Origin of the sequence: Brachyspira pilosicoli (genome assembly GCF_019402445.1) — a bacterium.
In the GTDB taxonomy this organism is placed as follows: domain Bacteria; phylum Spirochaetota; class Brachyspiria; order Brachyspirales; family Brachyspiraceae; genus Brachyspira; species Brachyspira pilosicoli_B.
The window spans coordinates 1-1,108 of sequence record NZ_SRZM01000375.1 but is presented as its reverse complement, the minus strand read 5'-3'; the positions used below and the strand labels follow the sequence as shown (position 1 = coordinate 1,108).

The following is a 1,108-nucleotide window of genomic DNA, read 5'->3' as shown; positions in this document are numbered from 1 at the left end:
TTATTGTAGTTTAAATTTTGTTTTAAAGGCTGTATTTCAGATTTATAAAAAAGCAGATTATAATAAATTAAGGAGTATGTATAAATGGCACATTTTGCTGAAACTTTAAAAAAACATAATATAGAATTAAAAAAGAAAGAAATAGAAACTTTGCAGATTAACGTAGGATATAATTGTAATTTACATTGCAGTCATTGTCATGTGGATGCTGGAATAAATAGAAATGAATCTATAAGCAAAAAAGTGTTAGATGATTGTTTGAAATTCATAAAAAACTTAAACAAAAAAATAGATGTTGATATAACAGGCGGGGCTCCTGAAAATTGTATGTTTCTCTCTAAGTTTATAGAAGATGCAAGAAAATTAAAAAATGTAAATAGAATTATATTAAGAAGCAATTTAGCTATTTTAGAAAACAAAAAAGAGCTTATAGAAGTTTTTAAAAACAATAAAGTAGAATTAGTAGCATCACTTCCATGTTATACTAAAGAAAATGTTGATGAGCAGAGAGGAAATGGTACTTATGAAAAATGTATAAATATGCTTAAATATCTAAACTTTGTGGGTTATGGGGTTGATAAAGATTTGATTATCAATTTGGTTTATAATCCGCTAGATGATTATTTGCCTGGCTCTCAAGCTGAATTAGAAAAAGATTATAAAGAACATTTAAAAAATGAACATGAAATAGTATTTAATAATTTATATACCATCACCAATATACCTATAGGAAGATTTGAAGAGAAGCTTAAAAAAAATAATAAATATGATAAATATATGCAGCTTCTTGAAGATAATTTTAATGCATCAAATGCTTATAAGGTTATGTGTTTAAATACAGTCAATGTTGGTTATGATGGTAAGGTGTATGATTGTGATTTTAATCAAATGAAAAATTTACCATCTGTACACAATAAATATATAGGAGATTTAACTATTGATGATTTAGAAGAAAACAGTATTGCAGTTAAAGATTATTGTTATGGATGTACTGCAGGAGAAGGAAGCAGCTGTCAGGGAAATTTGCAATAAAATTATCAAGTTTACAAAAAATAATTGATAATTGAAATTTAATAATCGTTTTGTTATATTATATTTTATAAAAAAA

At 24.9% G+C, this 1,108-nt stretch carries 1 protein-coding gene; it reads left to right on the top strand.

What is annotated here, in order from left to right; genetic code table 11:
• Positions 1-84: 84 nt before the first annotated feature.
• Complete coding sequence (gene arsS / locus E6A48_RS10985) at positions 85-1,032, top strand: arsenosugar biosynthesis radical SAM (seleno)protein ArsS (protein WP_219710309.1); 948 nt, start codon at positions 85-87, stop codon at positions 1,030-1,032.
• Positions 1,033-1,108: the final 76 nt, after the last annotated feature.

Excerpts from the sequence above, each read along its gene's own strand:
- arsS (WP_219710309.1), top strand. The coding sequence starts at position 85 with ATGGCACATTTTGCTGAAACTTTAAAAAAACATAATATAGAATTAAAA.